Source organism: Achromobacter pulmonis, assembly GCF_002885955.2.
Lineage (GTDB): Bacteria > Pseudomonadota > Gammaproteobacteria > Burkholderiales > Burkholderiaceae_B > Achromobacter > Achromobacter pulmonis_A.
Genome location: NZ_POQS01000002.1, coordinates 731,980 through 758,278 on the forward strand (window position 1 = coordinate 731,980; position 26,299 = coordinate 758,278).

26 protein-coding genes, 5 tRNA genes and 1 pseudogene are annotated in these 26,299 nt (G+C 67.6%); 12 read left to right on the forward strand and 20 right to left on the reverse strand.

Annotation, left to right across the window (positions count from 1 at the left end):
- The first annotated feature begins 37 nt into the window (after nucleotides 1–37).
- From C1I89_RS09455 to C1I89_RS09470, 4 genes are read left to right on the forward strand one after another with little or no spacing between them, the layout of a single operon-like run.
- Nucleotides 38–1,066, forward strand: a complete 1,029-nt coding sequence (locus C1I89_RS09455) for a 2-keto-3-deoxygluconate permease (protein ID WP_102772491.1) — start codon at nucleotides 38–40, stop codon at nucleotides 1,064–1,066.
- Nucleotides 1,063–2,280: a D-threonate kinase gene (gene dtnK / locus C1I89_RS09460; RefSeq protein ID WP_102772492.1), complete on the forward strand. Its 1,218-nt coding sequence runs from the start codon at nucleotides 1,063–1,065 to the stop codon at nucleotides 2,278–2,280. Before C1I89_RS09455 ends, dtnK begins: the two co-directional genes overlap by 4 nt.
- The gene (gene pdxA / locus C1I89_RS09465) at nucleotides 2,277–3,329 is read left to right on the forward strand and encodes a 4-hydroxythreonine-4-phosphate dehydrogenase PdxA (protein ID WP_102772493.1); all 1,053 of its coding nucleotides are present in this window, start codon (nucleotides 2,277–2,279) and stop codon (nucleotides 3,327–3,329) included. Before dtnK ends, pdxA begins: the two co-directional genes overlap by 4 nt.
- 7 nt (nucleotides 3,330–3,336) lie before the next feature.
- Nucleotides 3,337–4,233: a GntR family transcriptional regulator gene (locus C1I89_RS09470; RefSeq protein WP_102772494.1), complete on the forward strand. Its 897-nt coding sequence runs from the start codon at nucleotides 3,337–3,339 to the stop codon at nucleotides 4,231–4,233.
- A 33-nt stretch (nucleotides 4,234–4,266) separates the two neighbouring features.
- Here the strand turns inward: C1I89_RS09470 and C1I89_RS09475 are convergent, their stop codons facing one another.
- The 5 genes from C1I89_RS09475 to C1I89_RS09495 are packed head-to-tail and all read right to left on the reverse strand — an operon-like array spanning nucleotide 4,267 to nucleotide 9,253.
- Nucleotides 4,267–5,763, reverse strand: coding sequence for a class I adenylate-forming enzyme family protein (locus C1I89_RS09475; RefSeq protein WP_102772495.1), 1,497 nt, complete (start codon nucleotides 5,761–5,763; stop codon nucleotides 4,267–4,269).
- Nucleotides 5,764–5,772: 9 nt separating this feature from the next.
- Entirely contained in the window at nucleotides 5,773–6,507 is a 735-nt protein-coding gene (locus C1I89_RS09480; protein WP_102772496.1) for a CoA-transferase subunit beta, read from the reverse strand.
- Nucleotides 6,500–7,333, reverse strand: coding sequence for a CoA transferase subunit A (locus C1I89_RS09485; RefSeq protein WP_102772497.1), 834 nt, complete (start codon nucleotides 7,331–7,333; stop codon nucleotides 6,500–6,502). The genes C1I89_RS09480 and C1I89_RS09485 overlap by 8 nt, the downstream gene beginning before the upstream one ends.
- A gap of 31 nt (nucleotides 7,334–7,364) precedes the next feature.
- Nucleotides 7,365–8,087: an enoyl-CoA hydratase/isomerase family protein gene (locus C1I89_RS09490; protein WP_102772498.1), complete on the reverse strand. Its 723-nt coding sequence runs from the start codon at nucleotides 8,085–8,087 to the stop codon at nucleotides 7,365–7,367.
- Nucleotides 8,084–9,253 (reverse strand): CaiB/BaiF CoA transferase family protein, encoded by a 1,170-nt coding sequence (locus C1I89_RS09495; RefSeq protein WP_102772499.1) that lies wholly within the window; start codon nucleotides 9,251–9,253, stop codon nucleotides 8,084–8,086. Before C1I89_RS09495 ends, C1I89_RS09490 begins: the two co-directional genes overlap by 4 nt.
- Before the next feature lie 268 nt (nucleotides 9,254–9,521).
- On the opposite strand from C1I89_RS09495, the gene C1I89_RS09500 reads away from it, so the two are divergent.
- Complete coding sequence (locus C1I89_RS09500; RefSeq protein WP_102772500.1) at nucleotides 9,522–10,490, forward strand: tripartite tricarboxylate transporter substrate binding protein; 969 nt, start codon at nucleotides 9,522–9,524, stop codon at nucleotides 10,488–10,490.
- Nucleotides 10,491–10,512: 22 nt separating this feature from the next.
- Here the strand turns inward: C1I89_RS09500 and C1I89_RS09505 are convergent, their stop codons facing one another.
- Both C1I89_RS09505 and C1I89_RS09510 read right to left on the reverse strand, forming a co-directional pair.
- A complete protein-coding gene (locus C1I89_RS09505; protein WP_102772501.1) occupies nucleotides 10,513–11,277 on the reverse strand; it encodes an IclR family transcriptional regulator in 765 nt (254 codons plus the stop codon).
- Nucleotides 11,278–11,334: 57 nt separating this feature from the next.
- Nucleotides 11,335–11,961, reverse strand: a complete 627-nt coding sequence (locus C1I89_RS09510; protein WP_102772502.1) for a cysteine dioxygenase — start codon at nucleotides 11,959–11,961, stop codon at nucleotides 11,335–11,337.
- A gap of 165 nt (nucleotides 11,962–12,126) precedes the next feature.
- Between C1I89_RS09510 and C1I89_RS09515 the strand changes: the two genes are divergently transcribed.
- The 3 genes from C1I89_RS09515 (at nucleotide 12,127) to C1I89_RS09525 (ending at nucleotide 13,931) form a co-directional block, all read left to right on the forward strand.
- On the forward strand, nucleotides 12,127–12,918 hold the full coding sequence (locus C1I89_RS09515; protein WP_102772503.1) for an SIR2 family NAD-dependent protein deacylase: 792 nt from the start codon (nucleotides 12,127–12,129) through the stop codon (nucleotides 12,916–12,918).
- A gap of 102 nt (nucleotides 12,919–13,020) precedes the next feature.
- Entirely contained in the window at nucleotides 13,021–13,623 is a 603-nt protein-coding gene (locus C1I89_RS09520; protein ID WP_102772504.1) for a helix-turn-helix domain-containing protein, read from the forward strand.
- Nucleotides 13,624–13,679: 56 nt separating this feature from the next.
- Complete coding sequence (locus C1I89_RS09525) at nucleotides 13,680–13,931, forward strand: hypothetical protein (protein ID WP_102772505.1); 252 nt, start codon at nucleotides 13,680–13,682, stop codon at nucleotides 13,929–13,931.
- A gap of 111 nt (nucleotides 13,932–14,042) precedes the next feature.
- Here the strand turns inward: C1I89_RS09525 and C1I89_RS09530 are convergent.
- A tRNA-Arg gene (locus tag C1I89_RS09530) sits at nucleotides 14,043–14,119 on the reverse strand.
- A 187-nt stretch (nucleotides 14,120–14,306) separates the two neighbouring features.
- Here C1I89_RS09530 and C1I89_RS09535 point away from each other — a divergent pair.
- From C1I89_RS09535 to C1I89_RS09545, 3 genes are all read left to right on the forward strand, one after another.
- On the forward strand, nucleotides 14,307–14,531 hold the full coding sequence (locus C1I89_RS09535) for a DUF3079 domain-containing protein (protein ID WP_102772506.1): 225 nt from the start codon (nucleotides 14,307–14,309) through the stop codon (nucleotides 14,529–14,531).
- A 314-nt stretch (nucleotides 14,532–14,845) separates the two neighbouring features.
- Nucleotides 14,846–16,288, forward strand: a complete 1,443-nt coding sequence (locus C1I89_RS09540; protein WP_102772507.1) for a DUF1254 domain-containing protein — start codon at nucleotides 14,846–14,848, stop codon at nucleotides 16,286–16,288.
- Nucleotides 16,289–16,313: 25 nt separating this feature from the next.
- Nucleotides 16,314–17,087: a hypothetical protein gene (locus C1I89_RS09545; protein WP_102772508.1), complete on the forward strand. Its 774-nt coding sequence runs from the start codon at nucleotides 16,314–16,316 to the stop codon at nucleotides 17,085–17,087.
- 88 nt (nucleotides 17,088–17,175) lie between these two features.
- On the opposite strand, the gene C1I89_RS09550 is transcribed toward C1I89_RS09545, so the two are convergent.
- From C1I89_RS09550 to mnmH, 3 genes are all read right to left on the reverse strand, one after another.
- Nucleotides 17,176–17,252, reverse strand: a tRNA-Arg gene (locus tag C1I89_RS09550).
- A gap of 105 nt (nucleotides 17,253–17,357) precedes the next feature.
- Nucleotides 17,358–17,434 (reverse strand) — tRNA-Arg (locus C1I89_RS09555).
- A gap of 49 nt (nucleotides 17,435–17,483) precedes the next feature.
- Nucleotides 17,484–18,548, reverse strand: a complete 1,065-nt coding sequence (mnmH, locus tag C1I89_RS09560) for a tRNA 2-selenouridine(34) synthase MnmH (RefSeq protein ID WP_102772509.1) — start codon at nucleotides 18,546–18,548, stop codon at nucleotides 17,484–17,486.
- A 199-nt stretch (nucleotides 18,549–18,747) separates the two neighbouring features.
- Here mnmH and C1I89_RS09565 point away from each other — a divergent pair, with 199 nt between their 5' ends.
- The gene (locus C1I89_RS09565) at nucleotides 18,748–20,019 is read left to right on the forward strand and encodes an IS256 family transposase (protein WP_047350851.1); all 1,272 of its coding nucleotides are present in this window, start codon (nucleotides 18,748–18,750) and stop codon (nucleotides 20,017–20,019) included.
- A gap of 43 nt (nucleotides 20,020–20,062) precedes the next feature.
- Here C1I89_RS09565 and C1I89_RS09570 read toward each other — a convergent pair whose 3' ends face one another.
- The 9 genes and pseudogenes from C1I89_RS09570 to C1I89_RS09605 all read right to left on the reverse strand — a co-directional run bounded on the left by C1I89_RS09570 (nucleotide 20,063) and on the right by C1I89_RS09605 (nucleotide 26,284).
- The gene (locus C1I89_RS09570; protein WP_102772510.1) at nucleotides 20,063–20,251 is read right to left on the reverse strand and encodes a hypothetical protein; all 189 of its coding nucleotides are present in this window, start codon (nucleotides 20,249–20,251) and stop codon (nucleotides 20,063–20,065) included.
- Between the two features lie 15 nt (nucleotides 20,252–20,266).
- Nucleotides 20,267–20,440, reverse strand: coding sequence for a hypothetical protein (locus C1I89_RS34440; protein ID WP_168202092.1), 174 nt, complete (start codon nucleotides 20,438–20,440; stop codon nucleotides 20,267–20,269).
- A 492-nt stretch (nucleotides 20,441–20,932) separates the two neighbouring features.
- Nucleotides 20,933–21,025 (reverse strand) — tRNA-Ser (locus C1I89_RS09575).
- A gap of 87 nt (nucleotides 21,026–21,112) precedes the next feature.
- Nucleotides 21,113–21,544 (reverse strand): annotated as a pseudogene (locus C1I89_RS09580) (ACT domain-containing protein); the annotation flags it as partial.
- A gap of 408 nt (nucleotides 21,545–21,952) precedes the next feature.
- Nucleotides 21,953–22,045: transfer RNA gene (locus C1I89_RS09585), tRNA-Ser, on the reverse strand.
- Between the two features lie 87 nt (nucleotides 22,046–22,132).
- The gene (locus tag C1I89_RS09590) at nucleotides 22,133–23,398 is read right to left on the reverse strand and encodes an aspartate kinase (RefSeq protein WP_102772511.1); all 1,266 of its coding nucleotides are present in this window, start codon (nucleotides 23,396–23,398) and stop codon (nucleotides 22,133–22,135) included.
- A 115-nt stretch (nucleotides 23,399–23,513) separates the two neighbouring features.
- Nucleotides 23,514–24,494, reverse strand: a complete 981-nt coding sequence (gene tilS, locus C1I89_RS09595) for a tRNA lysidine(34) synthetase TilS (RefSeq protein ID WP_440130631.1) — start codon at nucleotides 24,492–24,494, stop codon at nucleotides 23,514–23,516.
- A gap of 143 nt (nucleotides 24,495–24,637) precedes the next feature.
- Complete coding sequence (locus C1I89_RS09600) at nucleotides 24,638–25,603, reverse strand: acetyl-CoA carboxylase carboxyltransferase subunit alpha (RefSeq protein ID WP_102772513.1); 966 nt, start codon at nucleotides 25,601–25,603, stop codon at nucleotides 24,638–24,640.
- Nucleotides 25,604–25,639: 36 nt separating this feature from the next.
- Nucleotides 25,640–26,284: a DNA-3-methyladenine glycosylase family protein gene (locus C1I89_RS09605; protein WP_102772852.1), complete on the reverse strand. Its 645-nt coding sequence runs from the start codon at nucleotides 26,282–26,284 to the stop codon at nucleotides 25,640–25,642.
- Between the last annotated feature and the right edge of the window lie 15 nt (nucleotides 26,285–26,299).

Consider the following 26,299-nt stretch of genomic DNA (forward strand, 5'->3'; position numbering starts at 1 on the left):
ACGTCTGCATCTAGAAAACCGTCCTGGAGACTCGACAGTGTCGACCGAAACTTCCCGCTCGCCCTTTTTTGGCACGATGCAGAAAATCCCCGGAGGATTGATGCTGGTGCCGCTGATCCTGGGTTCCCTGATCGGCACCTTCGCCCCCGACGCGCTGGCCATCGGCGGCTTCACCACCGCCCTGTTCAAGAACAGCGCCCTGCCCCTGATCGCGCTGCTGATCTTCGCCACCGGCACCCACGTCAACGCCCGCACCGGCGGCCCCATCCTGGCCACCGCCGGCACCATCCTGCTGATGAAGACGCTGGTGCCCGCCACCCTCATCATCATCCTGGGCAGCTACGTCGGCCTGGACGGCGTGATGGGCGTGTCCATCCTGGCGCTGCTGGCGGCCTTCGACAACAGCAACGGCGGCCTGTGGCTGGCCTACACCGGCCAGTACGGCGACGCCCGCGACCGCGGCGCCTACGTGGCCAGCGCGGTCAACGACGGCCCCTTCTTCAGCCTGCTGTTCCTGGGCGCCTCGGGCCTGGCCGACATCCCGATGGTGGCCCTGGTGGCGGCGCTGGTGCCGTTCCTGCTGGGCGTGGGGGTCGGCAACCTGGACCCCAAGTGGCGCGACGTGCTCAAGCCCGTGCCGAACATCGTCATTCCCTTCTTCGCCTTCGCGCTGGGCACCGGCATCAACCTGGGCGCCGTGGTCAGCGGCGGCGTCAGCGGCCTGATCCTGGGCCTGATCATCAGCCCCATCACCGGCGGCCTGGTGTACCTGGGCTACCGTTTCATCCTGCGCCGCGGCGGCAAGAGCGGCCTGGGCTTCGCGGCCGGCACCACCGCCGGCAACGCCATCGCCACCCCCGCGGTGGTGGCGGCGGCCGATCCCAACTTCCAGCAATACGTGTCGACCGCCACCGCGCAGGTCGCCGCCTGCGTGCTGATCAGCTCCATCCTGGCCCCGGTGCTGGCCTCGTTCTTCCTCAAGCGAGCGGGCGAACTCAAGTCCGAAGAGGCCGACGCGGCCGACGCGCACCCCTCGCTGCGCGAGGCGCGCGGAGAGGCGCTTTGAATCCCGCCATCGCCATCGTCGCCGACGACCTGACCGGCTCGGGCGATACGGCGGTGCAGTTCGTCCGCGCCGGCTGGAGCACGCACCTGTCCATCGGCGGCGCCGACGAGGCGCTGGCCGGGCCGGCCACCGCCGGCGTCGAAGTGCTGGCCGTGACCACCAACAGCCGCGCGCTGGCCCCCGAGGCCGCCGCCGCGGTGGTGCGCGACAACGTGCGCCGACTGCGCGCGGCCGGCGTGACGCGCCTGTACAAGAAAGTGGACTCCACGCTGCGCGGCGCCTTCAAGGCCGAGGTCGACGCGGCGCGCGAGGCCTGGGGCCCGGACACGGTGGCGGTGATCTGCCCCGCCTTCCCGGCCACCGGCCGCACCGTGCAGGCCGGCGTGCTCTACGTGAACGGCAAGCCGGTCACCGAAACCTCGGCGGCCACCGACCCGGTCACGCCGGTGACCGAAAGCCATATCCCCACCCTGCTGGGCTGCGCCCACGTAGCGCAGCACGACGGCGACACGCCCGAAGCGCTGGCCGCGCGCATCCGCCAGGCCGGTCCGACCGTGGCGGTGGACGCCGCCAGCGACGCCGACCTGGAGCGGCTGGCGCGCGCCATCGGCCTGCTCGGCGCGCAGGCGCTGCCGGTGGGCGCGGGCGGCCTGGCCGCACCGCTCGCCCGGGTCTGGGCCGGCGCCGACCAGTCCGCCCCCGTGGTCGTGGTGGTGACCTCCCAGCACAGCGCGGCGCGCGCCCAGGCGGCCGCGCTGCAGGCCGCCGGCGCCGACACCTGGACGCCGTCGCTGGCCGACCTGGCCGATGACGCCGCCTGGCAGGCCTGGAGCCAGCCGCTGCTCGCGGCCCATGCCCAGGCGCCGGCCGAGGCCGGCACGGTGCTGCTGCTGGCCCCCGAAGGCCAGCGCGACGGGCTGGATTCCGAGACCGTCGCCGAACGCCTGGGCGGCCTGGCCGCGCAGCTGATCGCGGCCTCGCAGGCCGCCGGCGTGGTCGCCACCGGCGGCGACGGTGCGCGCAGCGTGCTGCTGGCGCTCGGCGCCCGCGGCATCGCGCTGGTCGACGAAGTAATGGGCGGCGTGCCCCTGGGCACGCTGACCGGAGGCACGGCCGCCGGCCTGCCCGTGGTGACCAAGGCCGGCGGCTTTGGCGCCGAAGACGTACTGGTTCGCGCGGTGCGCGCGATCCGCGACAGGAGATTCAAGCAATGACACAACCCCAACCCAACAAGCTGCCGCTGCTGGCCGTGACCCTCGGCGACGTGGCCGGGATCGGGCCGGAGATCACGGCCAAGATGCTGATGGGCCATGACGAACTGCGCCAGAAGGCGCGCCTGCTGGTGGTCGGCGACGTGGACGTCATGGCCAACGCGGTGCGCAGCCTGGGCGGCGATCCCGCCATCGTGCGCAAGCTCGAGCGCGCGGCCGATTGCAGCAACACCCCCGGCACCATCGAAGTGCTGCAGGCCGGCCCCTCGCTGGCCCACGTCAAGCTGGGCGAAATCAGCCCCGACGCCGGCGACGGCTCGGTGCGCTTCGTCACCACCGCCTGCGCGCTGGCGCGCGCCGGCGAGGTCGACGGTATCGTGACCGCGCCGCTGAACAAGGCCGCCATGCACGCCGCCGGCCACAAGTGGCCCGGCCACACCGAACTGCTGGCCCATGAATTCGGCGTCAAGACCTTCTCGCTGGTGCTGTCGGCCGGCGACCTCTACATCTTTCACGCCACCACACACGTGTCGCTGCGCCAGGCCATCGAGAACCTGACCCCGGCGCGCATGCGCGCGGTGCTGCGCCTGGCCGGCTCGTTCGCCAAGGCGCTGGGCCGCGGCGACCAGCCGGTGGCCGTCTCCGGCCTGAACCCGCATGCCGGCGAAAACGGCATCTTCGGCAGCGAAGACGCCGACATCCTGGCGCCCGCCGTGGCCGAGGCCAACGCCGAAGGCATCCTGGCCGCCGGCCCGATCCCCGCCGACGCCCTGTTCCCGCAGGCCGTGCGCGGCAAATGGAAGTTCGTGATCGCCTGTTACCACGACCAGGGCCACGCGCCCTTCAAGGCGGTCTACGGCGACGACGGCGTGAACATCACCGTCGGCCTGCCGGTGGTGCGCGTCTCGGTCGACCACGGCACCGCCTTCGACATCGCCGGCCGCGGCATCGCCCGCGAAGACAGCCTGGTCCTGGCCGCCGAGCGCGCCGCGCACCTGGCCCCGGGCTGGACGCATGTATGGGAAACTGCGCGGGCACAAACCGGAGGTTGATTCCCCTATGTCCACGGCGCCCGCCACGCACGATGCCTTGCCCGCACTAGACCGCTCCGGCGATACGCCGCTGCATGCCCAGGTGGCCACCCTGCTGCGCGGATACATCCGCACCAACCGCCTGGCGGCCGGCACCGCGCTGCCCAGCGAGGCGGGGCTGTGCGAGCGTTTCGGCGTGGCGCGCAGCGTGGTGCGCCAGGCCCTGGCGGCGCTGGCTTCCGAAGGCCTGATCCAGCGCGAAAGCGGCCGCCCGGCCACCGTGGCCGCGCCGCAGGAGCATCGCCGGCTGGTGCAGCGCTCCACCGGCCTGTACGAGCAGTTCGCCCAGTCCGGCGTCGCGCTGCAGACCCGCGTGCTGGCTCTCGCCCGCGCCGAGCCGCCCGCGGAAGTCGCCGAATTCTTCGGCACGACCCGGCTGCTGATGCTGGAACGCCTGCGCCACGTGGCCGACGCGCCGCTGGCCTATGTGCGCACCTGGCTGCCGGCCGACGCCGTGCCCAGGCTGCGCACCGAAGACCTGACCGACGCCTCGCTGCACGGCGTGCTGACGCGGCGTTTCGGCCTGCGTCCCGGCGCCGGGCGCAATCAGATCCGGGCCGTGGCCGCCGACGCCACCCTGGGCCGCCTGCTGGACACGCCCGCCGGCACGCCGCTATTGATGCTGCAGGGCCGCGGCATGGATCAGCTGGACCGGCCGCTGGAATGGTTCACCACCTGGCACCGCGCCGAACAACTGGTGTTCGACGTGGACGTCAGCGTGGGCCACGAAAGCTTGCAGCCGCGGCTGCAGACCGGCGCCGCGGCGTCCGAGGCCGCGCCCGAAGCGCACGACCCGCTGGCGCGCGCCCAGGCCCTGGTGGCCGAGCTTTCCGCCGAACTGGCGAGGCTGCGCGCGCAGCCCTGAAGTCCTCTTGCGAGGTCCGCGCGCCGGGCCCGCTCACAGGCGCGCGGGCGCGGGCGCCAGTTGCCGCGCCAGCGCCTTGCGATCGACCTTGCCCACCGAGTTCTCCGGCAGGCGCTCCATCCAGCGCACCTCGCGCGGCACGTAGATCCGGCCCAGGCGCGCCAGCACCGCGGCCTGTATGCCGGCCTCGTCCGGCGCGGCGTCGCCGGCGCGCTGCACGAAGATCACGGGCACTTCGCCCAGGTCCTCGTCGGGCGCGCCCACCGCGCAGCAGGCCGCCACCCCGGGCAGCCCGGTCACCACCCCTTCTATCAGCGCCGGCGAAATGTTCTCGCCGCCCCGGATGATCACGTCCTTGATGCGGCCGGTGATGCTCAGATAGCCCTGCTCGTCGAAACGCCCCAGATCGCCCGTGCGCAGCAGCCGCGGCGCATCGGCGTCGGCGCCGTCCACGCCCAGATACCCCAGCATCAGGCTGTCGCCCTCGATGCAGATCTCGCCTTCGCCGCCCGGCGCGGCCTGCGTGCCGTCGGGCAGGCGCAGGCTCACGCGCTGGCCGGCCAGCACCGTGCCCACGGAACCCACGCGGCGCGCCGCGGGCGGATTCATGGTCGAGGTGCAGGTGGCTTCCGACAGCCCGTACGACACCACCAGCGGACAGCCCAGGAAGGCCTCGATGCGCCGGTGCAGGGCTTCGGTGATGGGCGCCGAGCCGCACCGGGCGAAGCGCAGCGCCGCGAGGCTGGCCGGATCGAATTCCAGCTCCAGCATGCGCGCATACATGGTGGGCACGCCGGTGATGATGGTGGGCCGGAACGCCGCGAGCAATCCCGGCATGTCCTCGGCCCGGAAGCGGCCGGCCAGCGCCACGCACGCGCCCGCCAGCAGCGGCGTGAAAATCTGGTTGTTGAGCGCATTGGTGTGATGCAGCGGCATGACGTGCAGCAGCCGGTCGCCGGGCGTCAGCCCGGTATGCGCCAGCACGCCGCGCGCGTTGTTGGCCAGCCCGCGATGGCTGAGCAGCACGCCCTTGGGATTGCCGGTGCTGCCCGACGTGAACAGCAGCAGGCCGGCCTCGCCGGGCGCGGCGTCGCTGGCGCCGCGCCAATCCAGCGGTCCTTGCGCGACCGCGCCCGCCTCCAGCAGGCGTTGCGGCGCCAGGCCGCTGGCCCGGGCCGTCGCGGCGTTGGCCTCGTCGCGCAGCATCCAGCCCAGTCCCACCGCCGCCACGCGCCGGGCGGTCTCCGCGTCCGACAGGCGCGGCTCCAGCGGACACGGGCATGCGCCCGCCGCCATCACGCCCAGAATGGCCAGCACCTGGGCCTGCGAACGTTCCATCGCGATCGCCACCAGGCTGCCGCGCGCCACGCCGGCGGCGCGCAGGCCGCCGGCGATGCGTCCGACCTCATGGTGCAGACCGGCATAGGTCAGCACGCCGTCCGCGGTCGCGATGGCGGGCCGGCCGGCCCATTGCGGCTGGCTCCACAGGCGCGCGAAAGCGGCCACCAGGGTGGCGTCGGCGATCGTCATGGCGGTCTCCTAACGCAGTGCGACGGCGGCGTCGCGCTCGAACTGCCCGTCGGGGTCCAGTTCGCGCAGCGCGCGCGCCTCCGCCGCCGTGGGCGGCGCGGACGGCTCGGCGCCCGAGGCGTCGAACTCGAACCCCGTGCGCTCGCGCACTTCGGACAGGTTGGATTCCGGATGCCAGGACTGCAGCGCCAGGCGCCCGTCGCGCTTGACGAACACGGCGATGGGCGTGACCACGCCATGGAATCCGCCCCAGGAAGTCATGAAGTCCAGCCTGGGCACGAAGGTGCGGCGCGAGTGCTCGGTGCGCCAGGTGCAGGCGCGCCTGGCGGTGGGCAGCATCACCGCGCCGCCGCCGCCGCCCGGCAGCCGCACCTTGGGTTCGTGCCAGTCGCCGATGCAGGAATTGTTGGCGCAGCCTTCCCCGTCGATCTGCGCGGCGCCCAGGAAGGTCAGGTCCATGCGGCCGCGCGTGCACAGGTCGTAGAAGTCCTCGTTCGAGAAAATCGAGGCCGTGTGCTCGGCCAGCACCGGGTCGGAGCTGGAGATCGGAACGTGCGAGGGCCGCGGATTCACGCCGCCGGCCACGTTGATGTAGACGAAGTCCCAGTCGTAGGCGCGCTTGGCCAGCAGGCAGGCCAGCATGGGCAGGGTGGAATTCACGCCGCTGAAGGTGATTTCGTCCGGCCGGATGAAACGCGCCAGGTTGGTGACGATGTACGAAAAGCCCGACCATTGCTCAGCCATGCTGCACCTCCCGCGCTTCAGGCGCCGCGGCCATGTGCGCTGCGAGATCGCCCTGCTTGTCCATGTATGCCTCCACCGCCGGGTAGTCGATGGCGTAGTCCGGCCAGCAGGACCCCGGCCAGGCGCTGCCCGGCGCCACGGCATACGCCTGCACCATGAAGAACGGCACCAGCGTGGATTCGGGATTGGCTTCGAACACCGCGCTGTCGACCATCTTCTCGGCCACCACCAGCACGCTGCCGGCGGCGCGCGACATGATCCGGTCCCAGTGCGCGGTGCCGTGCACGCGCACGTTGCCCAACGCGTCCACCTCCGACGCCTGGATCACGGCGAAGTCGGGGCGGATGGCCGGCACCACCCAGGTCTGCTGGCCGCTGCCATAGGGATCGTCCAGGCATTTCCAGCCGTTGAGTTCGGGCAGGCCGCTGCCGTGCAGGCCGCCGCAAGGCTGGAACGGCACGCCGAAGGCGGCCGCCCGCAGGCCGGCCGTCAGGCTGGCGCAGGCGTGTTCCTCCAGTTCGATCTCGCGACGCTCCACCGCCTTGCGATACCACGGCGCCAGGCCGAAGTTGCCTTCCATGGCGACGATGCCCGCGCGCACGCGGCGCAGCGCGCCGGCGCGGCACAGGATGTCCACGTCGTAGCCCGGCGACTGCTTGATCAGTTCCAGGTCGCGCCGCCCCTGCCGGATCAGTTCGCGCACGAAGGCGAACGGTCCGCGGTGCAGGAAGCTGCCGCCCAGCGCGATCGATGCGCCGTTGGGCACCAACGCGGCCAGCTCGGCCAGCGTGCGCTGCTTGTCCTTCTGATTGAAACCCGATGCCATGATGTCTCCTTGCCTGCTCGTTCTTTTGCGTCTAGCGCGCCTGCAGATACGCCGCCACCCGGTCCTTCAGGCCCGGCTGGGCGGCGGAGCGCACCAGGCGGGCAAGATCCGTGTCCGGCGTTTCCGCCGACAGCGCCGCGTACAGCTGGACGCGGCTCGCGCAGCTCAGCGCGGACGCGGCGTCCAGCGCCTCGCGTTCAATGTCGGGCCAGTCCGGCGCGGCGGCGAGGCGGCTGGCGAAGCCGTCCCGCAACGCCTCTTCCGCGCCGAACGTGGCCGCCTGCTCCAGCACCGCGCGCGCCCGTTCCGCGCCCACCAGGGCCGCGTAACGGCGCGTGCCCAGCACCAGGCCGAACTTCAGCCCGGGCATGCGGAACGTGGCGTCCGGCGCGCTGACGCGCCATTTGCAGGCGCCGAACAGGTCCACGCCCGCGCCGAAGTTGCGGCCGTGGGCCAGGCCCAGCGTCAGGCACGGCGACGCCGCCAGCCGCTGCAGCAGCATCTCGATGCGCACGAAGCGCAGCAGCAGATCGCCCTCGCTCTGTTCCTGCCAGCCGCCGAAGTCGAAGCCCGCGCTGAAGTTCCTGCCCTCGCCCTTGAGCACGACGAGCCTGACGCCCGCGGCCTCGGCCTCGTCCAGCGCGGCGATCAGCGCTTCCACCAGTGCGGCCGACAGGGCGTTCATCTTGTCGGGCCGCGCCAGCGTCAGCACGTGCACCGCTCCCTGCCTGTCGATGCGCAGGACGTCGTTCATTGCGCCGTCTCCTTGCGGGCCGCGCGCAGCGGGCCCAGCACCTCGTCGTTGTGTTCGCCCAGCGCCGGCGGACGGCGGCGCAAGGCGGTGGTCTGGCCGTCGAAACGCACGGGCAGCCCGAACGTGCGGGTGCGCACGCCGTTGGGCAGGTCCACGGGCTGCACCCAGCCCATGTGTTCCACCTGCGGGTCCGCCAGCACTTCGGAATAGGTGTTGATGGGCGCGCACGGCACCCCGGCCGCGCGGAAACGCGCCAGCCAGGTCTGGGCGTCCTCGGTTTCGAAGATCGCCTCCAGGATCTCGCGCAGCGCCGTCTGGTTGCGCGCGCGGGCGCTGGTGTCGGTGAAACGCGGATCGGCCAGCAGGTCCTCCCTGCCCACCGTGGCGCACACGCCCTTCCACAAGGCCTGGTTGCCCGCCGCCATGCCGAAGTAGCCGCCCTTGCAGCGGAAGGCCTGGTACGGCGCATTGCGCGGATGCGCCGATCCCAGCTTGACCGGGTCCCTGCCGCTGCCGAAGAACTCCGACGTCTGCAGGGCCGCGATGCCCAGCGTGGCGCCCAGCATGGGCACGTCGATATGCGTGCCCTGCCCGCTGGCCTGGGCCGCGCGCAGCGCCGACGCGATGGCGAATGCGCCGTACAGGCCGGCCGAAAAATCCGCCACGGGAACGCCGCATTTCACGGGTTCGCCGCCGGCCTCGCCGGTCACGCTCATGATGCCGCTCATCGCCTGGATGGTCAGGTCGAACCCGCCTTCCTGCGAACGCGGCCCCGACTGGCCGTAGGCCGAGATCGAGCAATAGACCAGCCGGGGATTGGCCTCGCGCAGTTGCGCGTATCCCAATCCCAGGCGCTCCATCACGCCGGGCCGGTTGTTCTCGATCAGCACGTCGGCGGACAGCGCGAGCTCGCGCGCCAGGGCCAAGTCGCCGGGGTCCTTCAGGTTCAGCGTCACCGAACGCTTGTTGCGGTTCAGCGACGCGAAGTTCTCGCTATAGCCGTCGGAAATGGGCGGCCAGCTGCGCAGCGTGTCGCCGCCTTCGGGGTTTTCGACCTTGATCACATCGGCGCCCATGTCAGCCAACAACATGCCGCAAAAAGGCCCCGCCGCGACATTGCAAATCTCCAGCACTGTGATGCCGGCCAGCGCCGAACTGGGTGTCATGCCTTACCTCTCGTTATGAAAATTCAATATTTGGGACTAGCAAATCATTATAAAAGCACGCCGCGAAACCGGGCATCATTCAACGCACGCCAGATGCAAGGCCATGAATTTCAGCATCAATCCTAGTGCATTCCCTAAGCCACGTGCTTATTTGTTGACCAGAATATCACCGTGTGGAATTCTAAGTAAACCATTTTTTGGAATTCATATCCTATATTTTAGGACTTATGGAGAATCGAGGCCCCGCCCCGACACCAAGGAGACTTCCATGAAAAACACGTGGCGCATCGCCCTGGCGGGCATGGCGCTGGCTTTGGCGGGCGGCGCGGCCGCCGCCGACGCCTGGCCGACCAAACCCATCCGCATGGTGGTTCCCTTCCCGCCCGGCGGGGCGACCGATGCCGCCGCGCGCATCTATGCGCAGCATCTGGGCGACTACCTGGGACAGGGCGTGGTCGTGGAAAACAAGGCGGGCGCGGGAGGCGAGATCGGCGCGGAGTACGTCGCCAAATCCCCGGCCGACGGCTACACCCTGCTGATGGGCGCCGTGGGCAGCCACGCGATCCATGCCGCCATGCCGGACAAGCCCGGCTATGACTTCGGCACCGCCTTCGTGGGCGTGTCGATGGCCACCAGCATGCCCATGGCCGTGGCCGTGAACAGCGGCAAGATCCCCGCGAAGAACATCCGGGAACTGATCGATCTGGCCAAGAGCCGGCCGGGTTCCATCACCTTCGGTTCGGCCGGTCCCGGCACGTCCCAGCACATGGCGGGCGAACTCTTCCAGGTCGTGACGGGCACCCGGCTCATGCACGTGCCCTACCGCGGCAGCGGCCCGGCCATCACGGACCTGCTCGGCGGCCAGATCGACATGGTGATCGAAACGCTGCCGGCGCTGCTGCCGCACATCGCGACCGGCAAGATCCGCCTGCTCGGCGTCACCACGGCCACGCGCGCCACCGCGCTGCCGGACCTGCCCACGCTGGCCGAGCAGGGGGTGAAGGATTATTCCGTCGCCACCACCTACGCGCTGCTGGCGCCTGCCGGCACGCCGCCCGCCGTGGTGGACAAGCTCTCGGCCGGCATGCAGAAGGCCGCCGCCATGCCGTCCGTGCAGCAGGCCGCGCGGAAACTGGGCGCGGACGCCGTGGCCACCTCGCCGGCCGACACCGGCCGGGTGCTCAAGCAGGAAGTGGCGCGCTGGGCCGACGTGGTGCGCTTGTCGGCGGCGAAATGATCAACAGCGGAAACGCAGGGGGCTATTGATCCAGATAGCCGAGCCGATAGCCCATCCCCTGCGAAATGGACTGCGCGCAGGCCGCCACGTCCGGCGCCAGCTGCTTCATCCTGGTCGCGCTCAGGCGGTCCAGCGGACCCGAGATGCCCACCGCGGCCACCGGCTGGTCCAGGCTGTTGAACAAGGTCACGGCCAGCCCGCCCACGCCTTCGCGCCATTCGCCCCGGTTGATCGCATAACCGCTGCGGGCGATTTTGCGCAGTTCGTCCTTCAGCAGCGGCATCGACACGATGGTCGACGGCGTATGGCGCACGAGCTGGTCGGCGTAGCGCTCGACGTAGCCCTCGGGCTGGTAGGCCAGCAGGGCCTTGCCGGTGGCGACGGCATAGGCCGGGGCGCGGCCGCCCACCATGGAGTAGGCGCGTATGGGCTGGGGGCTGTCGATCTTGTCCACGTAGACCACGTCGAAGCCGTCGAGCACGGACAGGTGCACGGTTTCGCCCGTCTGGTCGGCCAGCGTGCGCATGAAGGGAGCGGCCAGCTTGCGCAGGTCCAGCTGGGCAAGCTGGCGCGCGGCCAGCTCGAACAGTCTGACCGAACCGCGGTAACCCCCGCCGTCGTCATCCTTGATCACGTAGCCCGCATGCATGAGCGTCTGCAAGGTGCGGTGCGTATTGCTGCGGGTCAGCCCCACGCGGGCGGCCAGCGCATCGATGCTGCGCGGCGGATCGTCCACGTCGGTGACCGCTTCCAACACCATCAAGCCTTTGAGCAGCGTCTTGTCCATTACATATTTCCTAATATTTAGGACAAAATAGCACGAGACGCCGGGCCCGGCCAGGATCTAGCGCACGCCGTCCGCGATCGCGGCCCGCACGGCTTGCGAGCGGTCCCAGAGGTTGGGCTGGCTGGACGAGGAATAGCCCGACACGAACGGCTTGGCCTGGCCGCTGGCCGGGTCATAGACGTGGCGCGACACCGCGCCGATATTGCCGCCGTACAGATGCACGCTGATGGAGACCTGGTCCGCGTGCGCGTTCGAAACCCGGTGGATGTCGCCTTCTTCGGGCGACAGGCGCGCCACGTCGCCGGGGCGCAGGGTCGTGGCCGGGCCGGCCGGCGCCAGGCGGCCCTGGGCGTCGCGCGCGTAGCGCTGGTCGACCTCGGCGCCGCGCAGCATGCCCACATAGCCCCAGACTTCGTGGTCGTGCACCGGCGTGGACTGCCCCGGCCCCCAGACGAAACTCACCAGCGAAAAGCGCTCCAGCGGATCGCAATGCAGCAGGTACTGCTGGTAGTACTGCGGATGCGGCGCAGTGCAGGACTCGGGCAGCCAGTCGTCATGGCGCACCAGGTCGGCGAACGCCGCCTCCAGCGCCGCGCTCTGCCGCAGCCCGTCGGCCGACGCCATGCGCGTGGCCGTGGCAATGAAACCGCGCAGCCGGTCCAGGCCGGTTCGAGAGTCAGGCATTCGTATCTCCAGGTCAGGGGTAAATCCCAGATGAGAAATCCAGTATCCATCATTCGGGACAAATGCGCATCCCGTGGCTCGCCCGCCCCGCCGCCGGCGACCGATTTTTTCTTGACAGGCCCATGCCCGCGCGTGCAGCGTATCGGACTGCCTGCAAGATAGAAAATGAATCCTACGCATCTACAAATTCCCGCCACGCTGGCGCATGCCCTGCGGGCGGCGCGCCGCGTGCTGGTATTCACCGGCGCGGGCGTTTCCGCCGAAAGCGGCATCGCCACCTTCCGCGACGCGCTCACCGGCCTGTGGTCCCGCTTCGACGCGCAGGCGCTGGCCACGCCCGAGGCCTTCAGGGCGCATCCCGACATCGTCTGGGGCTGGTACGAATGGCGCCGCGCCCAGGTGCTGCGCGCCACGCCCAACGCCGCCCACCGCGCCATCGCCGAACTGGCCCGGCACGTGCCGGAACTGTGCGTCGTCACGCAGAACGTGGACGACCTGCACGAACGCGCCGGCAGCCTCGGCGTCGCGCACCTGCACGGCAGCCTGCACGCGCCGCGCTGCTCGGCCTGCGGCGCGCCCCAGGCCTGCGCCGATGACGCGCCCCAGGAGCCCGAAGAAGGCAGGCGCATCGCGCCCCCGGCCTGCACGCGCTGCGGCGCGCCGGTGCGGCCCGGCGTCGTCTGGTTCGGCGAAAGCCTGCCCGTCGACGCGTGGAACACCGCCATCCGCGCCGCCGAGCAATGCGACCTGCTGCTGAGCATCGGCACCTCGGCGCTGGTCTACCCGGCCGCCGAGCTGCCGCAGCGCGCGCTGGCCGCCGGCGCCATCGTGGCCCAGATCAATCCGGCCGCCACGCCGCTGGACGCGCGCGCGCACCACAACCTGCGCGGCCCGGCCGCCGAGCTCATGCCCAGGCTGCTCGACAGCGCCGGATTCAGCGCGGGCGGCGGCGATTGAATCGCCCGGCGACGTAAAGATTCGTGAGGATGTTCGGCCCAGGGGAAACCCCAAATCCCACCCCGCCCAGCGCGGGATACAGTGGCGCAATAGGTTTCGGCAGTGGAGATCATCATTCCATTTTCCTGGAGACTTCCCGACGTGTTCGTGCGCTCGCCAGACGGTGTCCTGCACCGCGTGGTGCGCCACGCCACGACCGCTGAAACCATCGCCAAGCTCGAAAGCATGCCCAGCAGCTACCATCTGGACTGCGAATGCAAACTCGACAACGGCGAGACCCTCTGCTGGATCGGCAATGACCGCTACCGCCAATTGAACGGCGGCCAGATCTTCACTGCCGAACCCGCGGTCGCCGCGCCCCATTTCAACGCCCGCAAGAGCGGCTTCGCGGCAGGCGGCGAGCACACACCCGGTAGCAAACCCGACCCGCGCAAGAAGCTTGCCGCGGGCCAGGACCATGTACCATTGGCTGTCGTCAATCTGAAAACCGGCAACGACTGGAGCCTGATACGCGCATGGCGCGAGCATCTCAATATCAGCACCGCTGATATGGCTGCCCGGCTGGGCGTGGATCACTCCATTTACATCGAACTGGAACGGCCGCGACCGCGGCCCCGGCAGGCCATCCTGGACCGCGTATCTGCGGCCCTGGGCGTGTCTCCCGACCAGCTCGACGATTCCTTGTTAGGAGGACATTTCCACTGAAATGTCCGAATGATTCTGGCGTCGCATACCAATGACCCGCGCATGGAGGTGTAAATATGCTCGGCACGGCAAGACGGCTTACCGATGTCCTCGCCACCGCTCCGGATGGCACGCTGTACCGTATCGAACGCTTCGTTTCGGGCCACGATGCGTGCTCCGCAATGGGCACGTCCCGTTTCGATCCGAAGACCCACTGCGTATGCCGCACCAGCGCCGGCGACCAGGTCGCCTGGCTGGGCGGACAGGCCTACCAGCTGCTGAAAAGCGGCACGGCCCTGACGGCGGTGGACCGACGACGGCAACAGTGAACACCGCGTAAAAACAGAAAGCGGCTTGATGATTGCTCATCAAGCCGCTTTTTGTATTGTCCGGATCTTGCCTCGCACATCGCCACGATGCGTGTCGGCATGAAATTGAATTGGCGCGCCCGGCAGGATTCGAACCTACGACCCCCTGGTTCGTAGCCAGGTACTCTATCCAGCTGAGCTACGGGCGCCCCGAAAGAGGCGTGTTTATACCATGAATCAAATAGGCTGCGCAAATCGGCACGGGCCCGCCCATACTTGACCCAGGTCAAGGAAATGGGCGGGCGCCGCGCAGTACGCTGATTGGGTACGCGACGGACCCGCGCCTCGCCGCGGTTTTCATTCCACTTCGACGCGGACCGGACAGCAGGTATCGTCATGGCCAAGAAGTTTCCGCTGCATCCCAAGCACCCCGAACGCATCTGCTGGGGCTGCGACCGTTACTGTTCCACCGATTCCATGGCCTGCGGCAACGGGTCGGGGCGCACCATGCATCCCGCCGAAACGCTGGGCGAGGACTGGTACACGGTGGGCGACTGGGGATTCGACGAAGAAGAAACGCCGGCGCAGAAAACCGTCGCGATGCTCCAGCCCTCGTCCTGAAGACGGCGCCGGACGGATTAAAACCTCCGGCCACATCCCCGCATACCGCGAAACTAGTCCAAATAAACCGGTTCATGCGTGCACCGTTGCGCGGCTGCACAGTTTAAAAAATAATTGGATTTTTTTCGGAGTCGGGCAGATTATCTCGCCAGCGGGAAAAAATACCGTCGCCCCAGCGCGGCCCATCAATTCGACCTACGGAGATCCGCCGCCACGCCTGAATCAATGCGGTCCAACTAGCTTGAAAACAAATCGTTTTTCTGTTTGAAGCCTCACCGAACTTCACAGCCAATTCTTATTGGAGCGATAAAAAAATGAAGCTGAGCCGTCGCAAATTCAATGCAGGTGGTCTTACCTTACTCGCAGCCGGCACGCTGGCTGGGCCGGCCCGGGCCGCCGACGGGCTGATCGCCGATCTGCCCGAGGGCGATGAACAATTCGGACTGGCGACCGACGCCTATATTTACGCCTACCCGCTGGTGACCATGGAAATGACCCGAAGAGTCATGACCAACGTCGCCGAACCGGAGGGAACCCGGGCGCCGATGGGGCACCTCATCAAGCTGCGCCACTATCCGGACGCCAAATTCCGGGACGTCACGGCGCCGAACGCCGACACCCTCTACACCACGGCCTTTATCGACGTGGGCGACGAGCCCTGGGTGGTCAGCCTGCCCGACCTGCACGGCCGCTACGCCCTGTTTCCCATGCTCGACGGCTGGACCACGGTATTCGACGTCCCCGGCAAGCGGACCACGGGCACGGGGGCGCAGACCTTCATCGTGACCGGCCCTGGATGGCAAGGCGCCGTGCCCGAGGGCATGACACATTACAAATCCCCCACCAGCATCGTCTGGCTGCTCGGCCGCATCTACTGTTCCGGCACGTCCCAGGACTACGCCGAGGTGCACAAGGTCCAGGACGAGGTCAAGCTCAGCCCGCTGAGCGCCTGGGGCAAAAACTGGACCCCGCCCAAGGGCAAGGTCGATCCGTCCATAGACATGAAGACCCCGGTGCGCGACCTGGTCAACAATATGGACGCAATCGCCTACTTCACGCTGTTCGCCGAACTCCTGAAACGCAATCCTCCCAACGCGGCCGACGCTCCCATGGTGGCGAGACTGGCCTCGATCGGCATCGTGCCGGGGCAGGACTTCGACCGCAGCAAATTCAATCCCGAATTCGCCCGGCGCGTGCCGCAGGTCGGTTTCGGGCGCATCATGACGCATTTCAAATCCAGCGGCGGCGATATCCAGGAAATCGACGGCTGGGGTTTTACGACCAAGACCGGCATTTACGGCACCAATTATCTGCAACGCGCCCTGGTCGCCGCGATCGGTCTGGGCGCCAACCGTCCGCAGGACGCGATCTACCCCACTTCGCTGCAGTCGGACACCGGAGCGATCAAACGGGCCTATAACGGTTCGGAAAAATACGTCCTGACCTTCAAGAAAGGCATGACCCCGCCGGTCTCCGGATTCTGGTCATTGACCATGTACGACGATAAGTATTTTTTCGTCGACAACCCGCTCAACCGCTATTCCATCAGCGCGCGCCAGGCGCTGAAAACCAAGCCCGACGGCTCGATCGACCTGCTCATCCAGCATGAATCCCCCGGCCCCGAACTGGAGTCGAACTGGCTGCCGGCGCCCAAGGGCAGGTTCATCCTGATGATGCGCCTGTACTGGCCCAACGAAAGCGACCCGTCGATCATCAACGGCACCTGGACCATACCCCCCGTCAGGCGGGTGAGCTGATCCCCGCAGCGCGGGAGGGTTTGCGATGAAAAACAAGCTCAGCGGCGGCCTGCTTTGCGGGCTGCTCCATGGCGTGTCCGCGCTGGCGGCGGGCGCGGACGCGCCCGCGCAGCAGGCCGGGCCTTCGGATCAATGGGAGTTTGCGGTCACGCCCTACTTCTGGGCGGCCGGCTTCTCCGGCAAGGTATCCCAGCCGCGCCTGCCCGTCATCGACGTGGACGCGGATTTCGGCAAGCTGTTCGACAACCTGGATTTCGGCGCCATGCTGATCGGCGAAGCGCGCAAGGGCCGCTACAGCATCTTCGGCGACCTGATCTACACCAAGATCGGCACCCAGGGAGACACGCCGCACGGCCTGCTGGCCACCAGCGCCGACGTCAAGACCTCGACCTTCGCCGGACTCATCGGCGCCGGCTATTCCGTGCTGGAAAACTCGCCGCACCAGCTGGACGTGGTCGCGGGCCTGCGGGTGTGGTCGGTCGACACCGACATCACGCTCAAGGGTGCGCACCTCAACGGCAGGAAACGCAGCGACGGCGACACCTGGGTCGACGGCCTGGTGGGCGTGCGCGGAAACTATGCGATCAACCCGAAGCTCTACGTCACGGGCTGGGGCCTGATCGGCGCCGGCGGGGCGCAAGCCGATTGGGACCTGGGGCTGGGCCTGGGCTACCGCGTCAGCAAAAACGTCTCGGCGGCCATCGGCTACCGCGCCATAGGCGTGGACTACAGCCGGGGGGATTTCAAATTCGACGCCGTGCTGCAAGGCCCCATGGCGGGACTGACGATCCGGTTCTAGCCGCGCCACGCAAAACAAAAAGGCCTTCGATCGAGATCAAAGGCCTTTCCATTTTCTTTGCTGTATTGGCCAAATCCGGATTCGGATTTGGCGCGCCCGGCAGGATTCGAACCTACGACCCCCTGGTTCGTAGCCAGGTACTCTATCCAGCTGAGCTACGGGCGCTCCGGCAAAGAGGCAAAATTATATCAGAAAATCTTGCCGTGCTTTTACTGCTTTTTACTGCTTCTACTTCTACTGCGTTTTTGCTTGAACCATCATTCAAGATGATGGCGCGCCCGGCAGGATTCGAACCTACGACCCCCTGGTTCGTAGCCAGGTACTCTATCCAGCTGAGCTACGGGCGCGTGTCAGAGCAAGCCTTGAATAATAGCGTTATTTCAGAAGGCGCGCAAGTCAGGAAGATTGCGCATCGATATCCAGCCTTGTCATCAGCGCCCTCGCCTGCTCGACCACGTCGGCGTCGTTGGGCCGGAAATCCATGCGCAGCGCCTGTGGCAATCGGGAGAAATGGGCGTGGCAGCTGTGGGCATAGGCCGGATCGTAATGCTCGTCTATCAGCTCGCGCGCCAGCTCGCGCCGCGCGCCCAGGTCCACCAGCGCCTGCCAGCCGCTGACGCGCTCGCGGCTGTGCAGGCCGACCAGGCGCTGCAGCTGCGCCTTCAGCGACGCGGGATCGTCGAACAGTTGCGCGTAGTCCTGCTGCAGGAACGCGGCCCGGTCCTCGCGGCTGGAGCGCACATCCACGCAAGGGCTGTCATGCATGGCGGCCAGCAGCGCCGCCGGCAAGGCCACCGCGCCGATCTTGCGGCTCTCGGCCTCGACGAACACCGGGCGCGACGGATCGAGCTGGCGCAGCGCCTGCGCCAGCCGCGTATCGAAGCCTTTTTGCGTGGGCTGCGGCACCCCGGCCCACGCCCCCAGCAGGGAACCGCGATGCGCGGCCAGCTGTTCCAGGTCCAGCGTCTGCGCGCCCGCCCCGCCCAGCGCGTTCAGCAGCCGCGTCTTGCCGCTGCCGGTCGGCCCGGTCAGCACGATGTAGCGCAGCGTGCCCGGCAACTGCTCCAGCGCTTCCAGCGTCGCGCGGCGATAGGCCTTGTACCCGCCATCGAGCTGGCGCGCGCGCCAGCCGATCATGTTGAACATGGTCGTCATGGAGCCCGAGCGCGTGCCGCCTCGCCAGCAATAGACCAGCGGGCGCCAGCCCTGCGGCCGGTCCACGAAAAGATTCTCCAGATGCGCGGCGATATTGCGCGCCACCAGCGCCGCGCCGACCCGCGAGGCCTCGAACGGCGAGACCTGCTTGTAGAGCGTGCCGACCACGACGCGCTCCTCGTTGCTCAGCACCGGCGCGTTGATCGCGCCCGGAATATGGTCATCGGCGAATTCGAGCGGCGTGCGCACATCGATGATCTCATCGAAGTCGTCGACCCGGTCGAGCGTGGCGAGCAGGTGTTTCAAGGTGGCGGCGCGAAAGAGGGAAAGCTCGATTCTCTCATGCCGGAAAGAAGGCGGGCCCGCATCGAGGCATGGCGGCTTGCCTTCACAGGAACAATTTGACGATGCCCCCGATCAGGACCACTACGGAGATACCCAGCCCGAACGGGGAGCTTGTCAGAAATTTTGTGTGTGAGGCATAGCATGTCGACAAGGAGCATGAATGCCACGCAAGACCAAACCCACCGCTTTGGCGGACCAGGCGGCACAGCCGCAATTTCACATCCCGGCCGAGCTGCTTGACCAGTTGGTGACCGGGCCCATGACGCCGGGCCAAGTCCAAGGGCTGTTCGATCAGTTCAAGAAGTCAATTCTTGAGCGGGCGCTGGGCGCCGAGATGAGTCATCACCTAGGCTATGCGCCCGGCCAAGCCAAGCCCACAGGCGGATCAGCCAACCACCGCAACGGCAAGAGCACCAAGACCGTACTGACCGATGTGGGGGCGCTGCGCATCGATGTCCCACGCGATCGCGAAGGCAGCTTCGAGCCGCAGCTCATTGGCAAGCACGAGCGGCGCTTTACGGGTTTCGACGACAAGATCATCGCCATGTACGCACGCGGCATGACGGTGCGCGAGATCCAGGGTTTCCTGGCTGAGATGTACTCGGTGGACGTCTCGCCCGAGCTCATCAGCCGTGTCACCGATGAGGTGATGGGCGAGGTCACGGCCTGGCAGACACGGCCGCTGGAGGCGATGTACCCGGTGGTGTTCTTCGATGCGCTGCGGGTCAAGATTCGCGAGGATGCGGTGGTGCGCTCCAAGGCCGTCTACCTGGCGCTGGGCGTACTGCCTGACGGCTCGCGCGACATCCTGGGAATCTGGATCGAGAACACCGAGGGGGCGAAGTTCTGGATGAAGGTCTTCAACGATCTGAAGACGCGCGGGGTGCAGGACATCCTGATTGCCGTCACCGACGGCCTCAAGGGCATGCCAGAGGCGCTGGGCGCAGTGTTCCCGGCGACGACGCTGCAGACCTGCATCGTGCACCTGATCCGGGGTGGCCTGGACTTTGCGTCATGGAAAGACCGCAAGGCGCTGGCCGCAGCCATCAAACCCATCTACACCGCGGTGAGCGCCGAGGCGGCCGAGGCCGAGTTGGATGCGTTTGCGGCCGGCCCCTGGGGGCAGCGGTTCCCGACCGTGGTCAGCGCCTGGCGCCGGGCCTGGGACAAGGTCATCCCGTTCTTCGCCTTCCCGCCCGAGGTGCGGCGCGTGATCTACACCACCAACGCCATCGAGAGCGTGAACGCACGGCTGCGCAAGATCATCAAAACGCGCGGCCACTTCCCCAGCGACGAGGCGGCCACCAAGCTGATCTGGCTGGCGCTGCGCAACATCACCGCGGACTGGGGGCGGGCGGCCAACCACTGGAAATCAGCGATGAACCAATTTGCGATCCTCTACGAGGACCGATTTACCAGATCGGGCCAGTAAGATCACCAAGCCGCCTCACGATTGAGTGACGGATTCAACAGCCTCACACACAGAAATCCTGACACTCCCCGAACGGGTACCAGAATGCCTCGCGGGTGAGCTTATGTCCCTCCGCATAGAACTTGATCTGTTCCGCAAAGAGCTTGCCGGCTTCAGCGTTGAGCTTGCTGATCTCGGCACGGATTTTTTCCAGTTCGGCGTCTTCCATGTCGGCAACCTTTGCTGTGCTCATCACGGCGGTTCCTTGTTAGAAAAACAGCTTGGCAAAAGCCACCCCCGCGCCGAACATGGCAATGGCGACCGTCACCGGATACCAGAATGTCTCGCGCGTAATCTTGCCGGCCTCGGCGCCTATGCGGAGCGATTCCGCCATCAGCTTGCTGATCTCTGCACGAATTTTCTCCAGTTCAGCTTCTTGCATGTTGGCAACCCCTGTTGTGCCTGTCGTGGCGTTTGCCTGCGAGCGTGCGCGGCCGCACGCCGTGCGCCGCCTCCGGAAAAAATTATAGGTATGGCCTGGCGATTCCGAAACCTTCCTCCGGTCCTAGGGCCTGTTCACACTAAAAGGAGCCATGCATGAGTACCCAAATGAGCGCCTATCAAGGCGCGAAGCGCAGTCGTGGCAGGTCCCCGGCGAGCATTCGCAACGCGGAGAGGCGCTCATTTGGGTGCTCACCCTTCGGGCAGGCCGGTAATCGGGCGCCAGGCGTCGTTGCACTCACCTTGCGTGGCACAGCCACGCGGCGGCGAGCGCGCCTAGCCTGGCGCCCGATTACCGGCCTGTGCATGGCTCCTTTTAGTGTGAACAGGCCCTAGGGGACTGCGTATTTGCCGAGGGAGGCAAGAAAAAACCCGCAGAGCTTACGCTTCTGCGGGTTTTTGGGACATCGCGACGGATCGCAGCGTCCATGTCTGGCGGAGATGGTGGGATTCGAACCCACGATGCAGTTTTTAGCCACATACTCCCTTAGCAGGGGAGCCCCTTCAGCCTCTCGGGCACATCTCCGAAGAGAACGAGATTCTAGCACGACTTTTTTGACTCATGCCGCCGACGAGGCGGCCAGCGCGAAAAAAATCGTGCCGTAGCGCTTGCTCAGGCCTTCTCGGCGGGCGCCTGGTCCAGGCCGAAGGCCTTGTGCAGCGCGCGCACGCCCAGCTCCATGTACTTGTCGTCGATGATGACCGAGGTCTTGATTTCGCTGGTGCTGATCATCTGGATGTTGATGCCTTCCTGCGACAGCGTCTGGAACATCAGGCTGGCCACGCCCACGTGCGAGCGCATGCCGATGCCGACGATGGAGACCTTGGCGACCTTTTCGTCGGTGGACAGTTCGCGCGCGCCCACGGCGGGGATGACTTCGCGCTTGAGCAGGTCCACGGCGCGCGCGAATTCATTGCGGTTCACGGTGAACGAGAAGTCGGTCGTGCCGGCCACGGACTGGTTCTGCACGATCATGTCGACGTCGATGTTGGCGGCGGCGACCGGACCCAGGATGGAGAAGGCGATACCGGGTTTGTCCGGAACGNAGGTATGGCCTGGCGATTCCGAAACCTTCCTCCGGTCCTAGGGCCTGTTCACACTAAAAGGAGCCATGCATGAGTACCCAAATGAGCGCCTATCAAGGCGCGAAGCGCAGTCGTGGCAGGTCCCCGGCGAGCATTCGCAACGCGGAGAGGCGCTCATTTGGGTGCTCACCCTTCGGGCAGGCCGGTAATCGGGCGCCAGGCGTCGTTGCACTCACCTTGCGTGGCACAGCCACGCGGCGGCGAGCGCGCCTAGCCTGGCGCCCGATTACCGGCCTGTGCATGGCTCCTTTTAGTGTGAACAGGCCCTAGGGGACTGCGTATTTGCCGAGGGAGGCAAGAAAAAACCCGCAGAGCTTACGCTTCTGCGGGTTTTTGGGACATCGCGACGGATCGCAGCGTCCATGTCTGGCGGAGATGGTGGGATTCGAACCCACGATGCAGTTTTTAGCCACATACTCCCTTAGCAGGGGAGCCCCTTCAGCCTCTCGGGCACATCTCCGAAGAGAACGAGATTCTAGCACGACTTTTTTGACTCATGCCGCCGACGAGGCGGCCAGCGCGAAAAAAATCGTGCCGTAGCGCTTGCTCAGGCCTTCTCGGCGGGCGCCTGGTCCAGGCCGAAGGCCTTGTGCAGCGCGCGCACGCCCAGCTCCATGTACTTGTCGTCGATGATGACCGAGGTCTTGATTTCGCTGGTGCTGATCATCTGGATGTTGATGCCTTCCTGCGACAGCGTCTGGAACATCAGGCTGGCCACGCCCACGTGCGAGCGCATGCCGATGCCGACGATGGAGACCTTGGCGACCTTTTCGTCGGTGGACAGTTCGCGCGCGCCCACGGCGGGGATGACTTCGCGCTTGAGCAGGTCCACGGCGCGCGCGAATTCATTGCGGTTCACGGTGAACGAGAAGTCGGTCGTGCCGGCCACGGACTGGTTCTGCACGATCATGTCGACGTCGATGTTGGCGGCGGCGACCGGACCCAGGATGGAGAAGGCGATACCGGGTTTGTCCGGAACGGCCAGCAGGGTGATTTTGGCTTCGTCGCGGCTGAAGGCGATGCCGGAGACAACGGCGGCTTCCATTTTTTCGTCTTCCTCAAAAGTAATCAGCGTGCCCGAGACCATTTCTTCTTCGAGCGGGATGAGCGGGTCGGTCAGCGAGGACAGGACCCGCACCGGCACACGGTATTTGCCGGCGAATTCGACCGAGCGGATCTGCAGGACCTTGGAGCCCAGCGAGGCCATTTCCAGCATTTCCTCGAAGGAAACGACGGCCATGCGGCGCGCTTCGGGCACCACGCGCGGATCGGTCGTGTAGACCCCGTCGACGTCGGTGTAGATCAGGCATTCGTCGGCCTTGATGGCGGCCGCCACGGCCACGGCCGAGGTGTCGGAGCCGCCGCGGCCCAGCGTGGTGATGTGGCCTTCGGGATCGACGCCCTGGAAGCCCGTGACGATGACCACGCGGCCGGCGTCCAGATCGCCGCGGATGCGCGCGTCGTCGATGGCGCTGATGCGCGCCTTGGTGAACGACGAATCCGTGCGCACGGGCACCTGCCAGCCGGCATAGCTGCGCGCCGGCACGCCTTCGGCCTGCAGCGCGATGGCCAGCAGGCCGCTGCTGGCCTGCTCGCCGGTGGCGGCGATCATGTCGAGCTCGCGCGTGTCGGGCTGGGGCGAAATCTCGCGCGCCAGGCCGAGCAGGCGATTGGTTTCGCCCGCCATCGCCGACGGGACTACGACAACCTGGTGGCCGGCGGCGTGCCACTTCGCGACGCGGCGCGCCACGTTCTTGATGCGCTCGACCGAGCCCATCGAAGTACCGCCATATTTGTGAACGATCAGGGACATCTCGTACTCTGGCTGGGAACCCGCCGCAAAAGGTTGACGGGCAAAGCCGTATATTCTAGCGCGACGGTAAAAATTTGCGCAGTTTGTGCAATTTTCCGTCCATGGCGCGGCTATTTCAGGGATTTTCCCGGGGTTCGACCCAGACCCTGCCCCGATGGCAGCGGATGACGTGGCCGGCCTGCTCCACCCGCAGCTGGCGGTCGTGGCCCAGGCTGTGCAGCCCGCGCAGCTGGCGCAGCAGGTCCTGCATGCGGGCCTCGGTCGGCATGCGGGCGCCGTTGCGCTGCAGCCAGTGGCGCAGCACGTGCGCCTGGCGCGCATGCGACAACTCGCGCCAGGCGCGCAGCGAAAAGCTGGCGCCGTCCGGGTCGGGCTCCAGCGACGCGAAATCGGCCTGCGCCACTTCGTCCAGGATTTCGGCCGCCTGCGCCATGTGGCGCGCATGCCGGGCGACGATGGCCCGCCATCCCGGCCAGCGGGCGTCCAGCACGGGCGCCAGCAGTTCGCGCACGGCCGCGCGCGTGTAGCGGGGATCGGCGTTGGTCGGGTCCTGCACCGGGCGCCAGCCGCAGGCCCGCTCGACGGCCTGCGCCGCGCGCAGGATGAGGTCGCGGTCCAGCTCCAGCCACGGCCGCACATAGGCCACGCCGTCGCGCCGCGCGACGGGCGCCATGGCCGCCATGCCCTCGAGCCCGGTGCCGCGCAGCAGGCGCAGCAGCACGGTTTCGGCCTGGTCGTTGCGATGATGCGCCAGCAGCACGTGCGCCGCCCCCGCCTCCCGGGCCAGCCGCGCCAGGGCGGCGTAGCGGGCGTCGCGCGCGGCGGCCTCGATGCCCTTGCCGGCGGCCGCGTCGACCTCGACGCGGGCCTGCGCCAGCGGCAGCGCCAGCAGGTCCGCCAGCGCACGCGTCTGCCGTTCCCATGCGTCGGCGTCGGCCTGCAGGCCGTGGTGCACGTGGATGAGGATCACGTCCATGCCCAGCTGCGGCGCCACGGCGGCCGCATGCACGGCCAGCATGGCCGAGTCCGCGCCGCCGCTCAGCGCCACGGCGACGCGCGCCGGCCGCTCGGGCAAGGCCAGCAGCGCGCGGCGCAGGGCCGCGGCGAGATCGTCGGACAGGGGCAGCGGATGAACTGCGCCCGCCGCGCCCCGAGAGCTGTCTTCGGGAGTCGGGCGGGCGTTCATGGTGGGGAACGGCGCGTGGCGCGCGACGCCGGCGCGAAGCCGGCGCCCGGGCCTCAGGCGCGCACTTCCTGGAAGTTGCCGTAGGACAGCAGGCGCTGCACGCGCTGCTCGACCAGCTGCTCGGGCGTCATGTCCTGCAGCTGGCGCAGCGCATCGCCCAGCGCACGGCGCAGCAGGCGCGCCATGACGCGGGGATCGCGGTGGGCGCCGCCCACGGGTTCGTTGACCACGCGGTCCACCAGGCCCAGGTCCTTCAGGCGCGGCGCGATGATGGCCAGGGCCTCGGCGGCCTCGGGCGCCTTGTCGGCGCTGCGCCACAGGATGGAGGCGCAGCCTTCCGGCGAGATCACGGCGTAGGTGGCGTACTGCAGCATCAGCACGGCGTTGCCCACGGCGATGGCCAGGGCGCCGCCCGAGCCGCCTTCGCCGATGATGGTGCAGATCACGGGCACCTTGAGCTCGGCCATGGCGTAGAGGTTGCGGCCGATGGCCTCGGACTGGCCGCGCTCTTCGGCGCCGATGCCCGGATAGGCGCCCGGCGTGTCCACGAAGGTGAACACGGGAATGCCGAACTTCTCGGCCAGGCGCATCAGGCGCAGGGCCTTGCGGTAGCCCTCGGGACGCGGCATGCCGAAATTGCGCGCGGCGCGTTCCTTGGTGTCGCGGCCCTTCTGGTGGCCGATGACCATGCAGGGGGTGCCGTTGAAGCGCGCCAGGCCGCCGACGATGGACTGGTCGTCGGCGTACATGCGGTCGCCGTGCAGTTCATGGAAGTCGGTGAATATTTCGCGCACGTAGTCCAGCGTGTAGGGACGCTGGGGATGGCGGGCGACCAGGGCCGTCTGCCAAGGCGTGAGCTTGGCGTAGATTTCCTTGGCCAGGGTCTGGCTCTTCTGCTGCAGACGTCCGATTTCGTCGGAGATGTCCACCGCCGAATCGGCCTGCACGTAGCGCAGCTGCTCGATCTTGTTCTCAAGCTCGGCTAGCGGTTGTTCGAATTCCAGAAATGTATTGCGCATGTAGTGTGGTTCCGTAGATGGGCTGCCCGGGGTGCGTCAGTACTGGACCGGAGCCGGTTCCAGACTGCGCCACAAATACCAGGTCGCCACGGTACGCCAGGGTTGCCACGCCAACGAGACTTCGCGAGCCTCGAAGCGAGAGACAGGCTCGCCGCTGAAATAGTGTAGCGAGATTGCCTTGAGCAACCCGGGATCATCCAGCGGCAAGACGTCGGGCCGCTGCAGATTGAAAATCAAAAACATCTCCGCCGTCCAGCGTCCGATGCCGCGGATGGCGACCAGCTCGGAAATGACGGCTTCATCGTCCATGGCCGCCCACTTCTCGGGATGCACCCGGCGTTCGCCGAAATGCACGGCCAGGTCCAGCACGTATTCGGCCTTGCGCTGCGACAGCCCGGCGGCGCGCAGGCCGTCGAGGCCGACGCGCAGCACCGCGACCGGCGTGGGGCGCTTGCCCGCCGCGTCGATGAACCGGGTCCAGGCGGTGTCGGCCGCCTTGGGCGAGACCTGCTGCCCGATGATGGCGCGCGCCAGCGTCACGAATGGCGTGCCGCGCGAAGTCAGCCATACCTCCGGGTGCTGGGGGATGATCTTCTTCAGGATGCGGTCGCGCCGCATCAGGTGGGCTACGGCGGCTTCCCAATACTCGGGCTTGGGAATCTTGAGGTCGGCGGTGGACATGGCGGGCGGTTCCTG

What these genes read in the sequence shown, in the direction of transcription:
- C1I89_RS09515 (WP_102772503.1), top strand. Translation starts at nt 12,127, where the DNA reads ATGAATCCTACGCATCTACAAATTCCCGCCACGCTGGCGCATGCCCTG.
- C1I89_RS09495 (WP_102772499.1), bottom strand. Translation starts at nt 9,253, where the DNA reads ATGACACCCAGTTCGGCGCTGGCCGGCATCACAGTGCTGGAGATTTGC.
- C1I89_RS09600 (WP_102772513.1), bottom strand. Translation starts at nt 25,603, where the DNA reads ATGCGCAATACATTTCTGGAATTCGAACAACCGCTAGCCGAGCTTGAG.
- C1I89_RS09590 (WP_102772511.1), bottom strand. Translation starts at nt 23,398, where the DNA reads ATGTCCCTGATCGTTCACAAATATGGCGGTACTTCGATGGGCTCGGTC.
- C1I89_RS09540 (WP_102772507.1), top strand. Translation starts at nt 14,846, where the DNA reads ATGAAGCTGAGCCGTCGCAAATTCAATGCAGGTGGTCTTACCTTACTC.
- C1I89_RS09490 (WP_102772498.1), bottom strand. Translation starts at nt 8,087, where the DNA reads ATGAACGACGTCCTGCGCATCGACAGGCAGGGAGCGGTGCACGTGCTG.
- C1I89_RS09475 (WP_102772495.1), bottom strand. Translation starts at nt 5,763, where the DNA reads ATGACGATCGCCGACGCCACCCTGGTGGCCGCTTTCGCGCGCCTGTGG.
- C1I89_RS34440 (WP_168202092.1), bottom strand. Translation starts at nt 20,440, where the DNA reads ATGCAAGAAGCTGAACTGGAGAAAATTCGTGCAGAGATCAGCAAGCTG.
- C1I89_RS09470 (WP_102772494.1), top strand. Translation starts at nt 3,337, where the DNA reads ATGTCCACGGCGCCCGCCACGCACGATGCCTTGCCCGCACTAGACCGC.
- C1I89_RS09500 (WP_102772500.1), top strand. Translation starts at nt 9,522, where the DNA reads ATGAAAAACACGTGGCGCATCGCCCTGGCGGGCATGGCGCTGGCTTTG.
- C1I89_RS09570 (WP_102772510.1), bottom strand. Translation starts at nt 20,251, where the DNA reads ATGAGCACAGCAAAGGTTGCCGACATGGAAGACGCCGAACTGGAAAAA.
- C1I89_RS09565 (WP_047350851.1), top strand. Translation starts at nt 18,748, where the DNA reads ATGCCACGCAAGACCAAACCCACCGCTTTGGCGGACCAGGCGGCACAG.
- C1I89_RS09605 (WP_102772852.1), bottom strand. Translation starts at nt 26,284, where the DNA reads ATGTCCACCGCCGACCTCAAGATTCCCAAGCCCGAGTATTGGGAAGCC.
- C1I89_RS09545 (WP_102772508.1), top strand. Translation starts at nt 16,314, where the DNA reads ATGAAAAACAAGCTCAGCGGCGGCCTGCTTTGCGGGCTGCTCCATGGC.
- C1I89_RS09505 (WP_102772501.1), bottom strand. Translation starts at nt 11,277, where the DNA reads ATGGACAAGACGCTGCTCAAAGGCTTGATGGTGTTGGAAGCGGTCACC.
- C1I89_RS09480 (WP_102772496.1), bottom strand. Translation starts at nt 6,507, where the DNA reads ATGGCTGAGCAATGGTCGGGCTTTTCGTACATCGTCACCAACCTGGCG.
- C1I89_RS09525 (WP_102772505.1), top strand. Translation starts at nt 13,680, where the DNA reads ATGCTCGGCACGGCAAGACGGCTTACCGATGTCCTCGCCACCGCTCCG.
- C1I89_RS09485 (WP_102772497.1), bottom strand. Translation starts at nt 7,333, where the DNA reads ATGGCATCGGGTTTCAATCAGAAGGACAAGCAGCGCACGCTGGCCGAG.
- C1I89_RS09510 (WP_102772502.1), bottom strand. Translation starts at nt 11,961, where the DNA reads ATGCCTGACTCTCGAACCGGCCTGGACCGGCTGCGCGGTTTCATTGCC.
- pdxA (WP_102772493.1), top strand. Translation starts at nt 2,277, where the DNA reads ATGACACAACCCCAACCCAACAAGCTGCCGCTGCTGGCCGTGACCCTC.
- C1I89_RS09535 (WP_102772506.1), top strand. Translation starts at nt 14,307, where the DNA reads ATGGCCAAGAAGTTTCCGCTGCATCCCAAGCACCCCGAACGCATCTGC.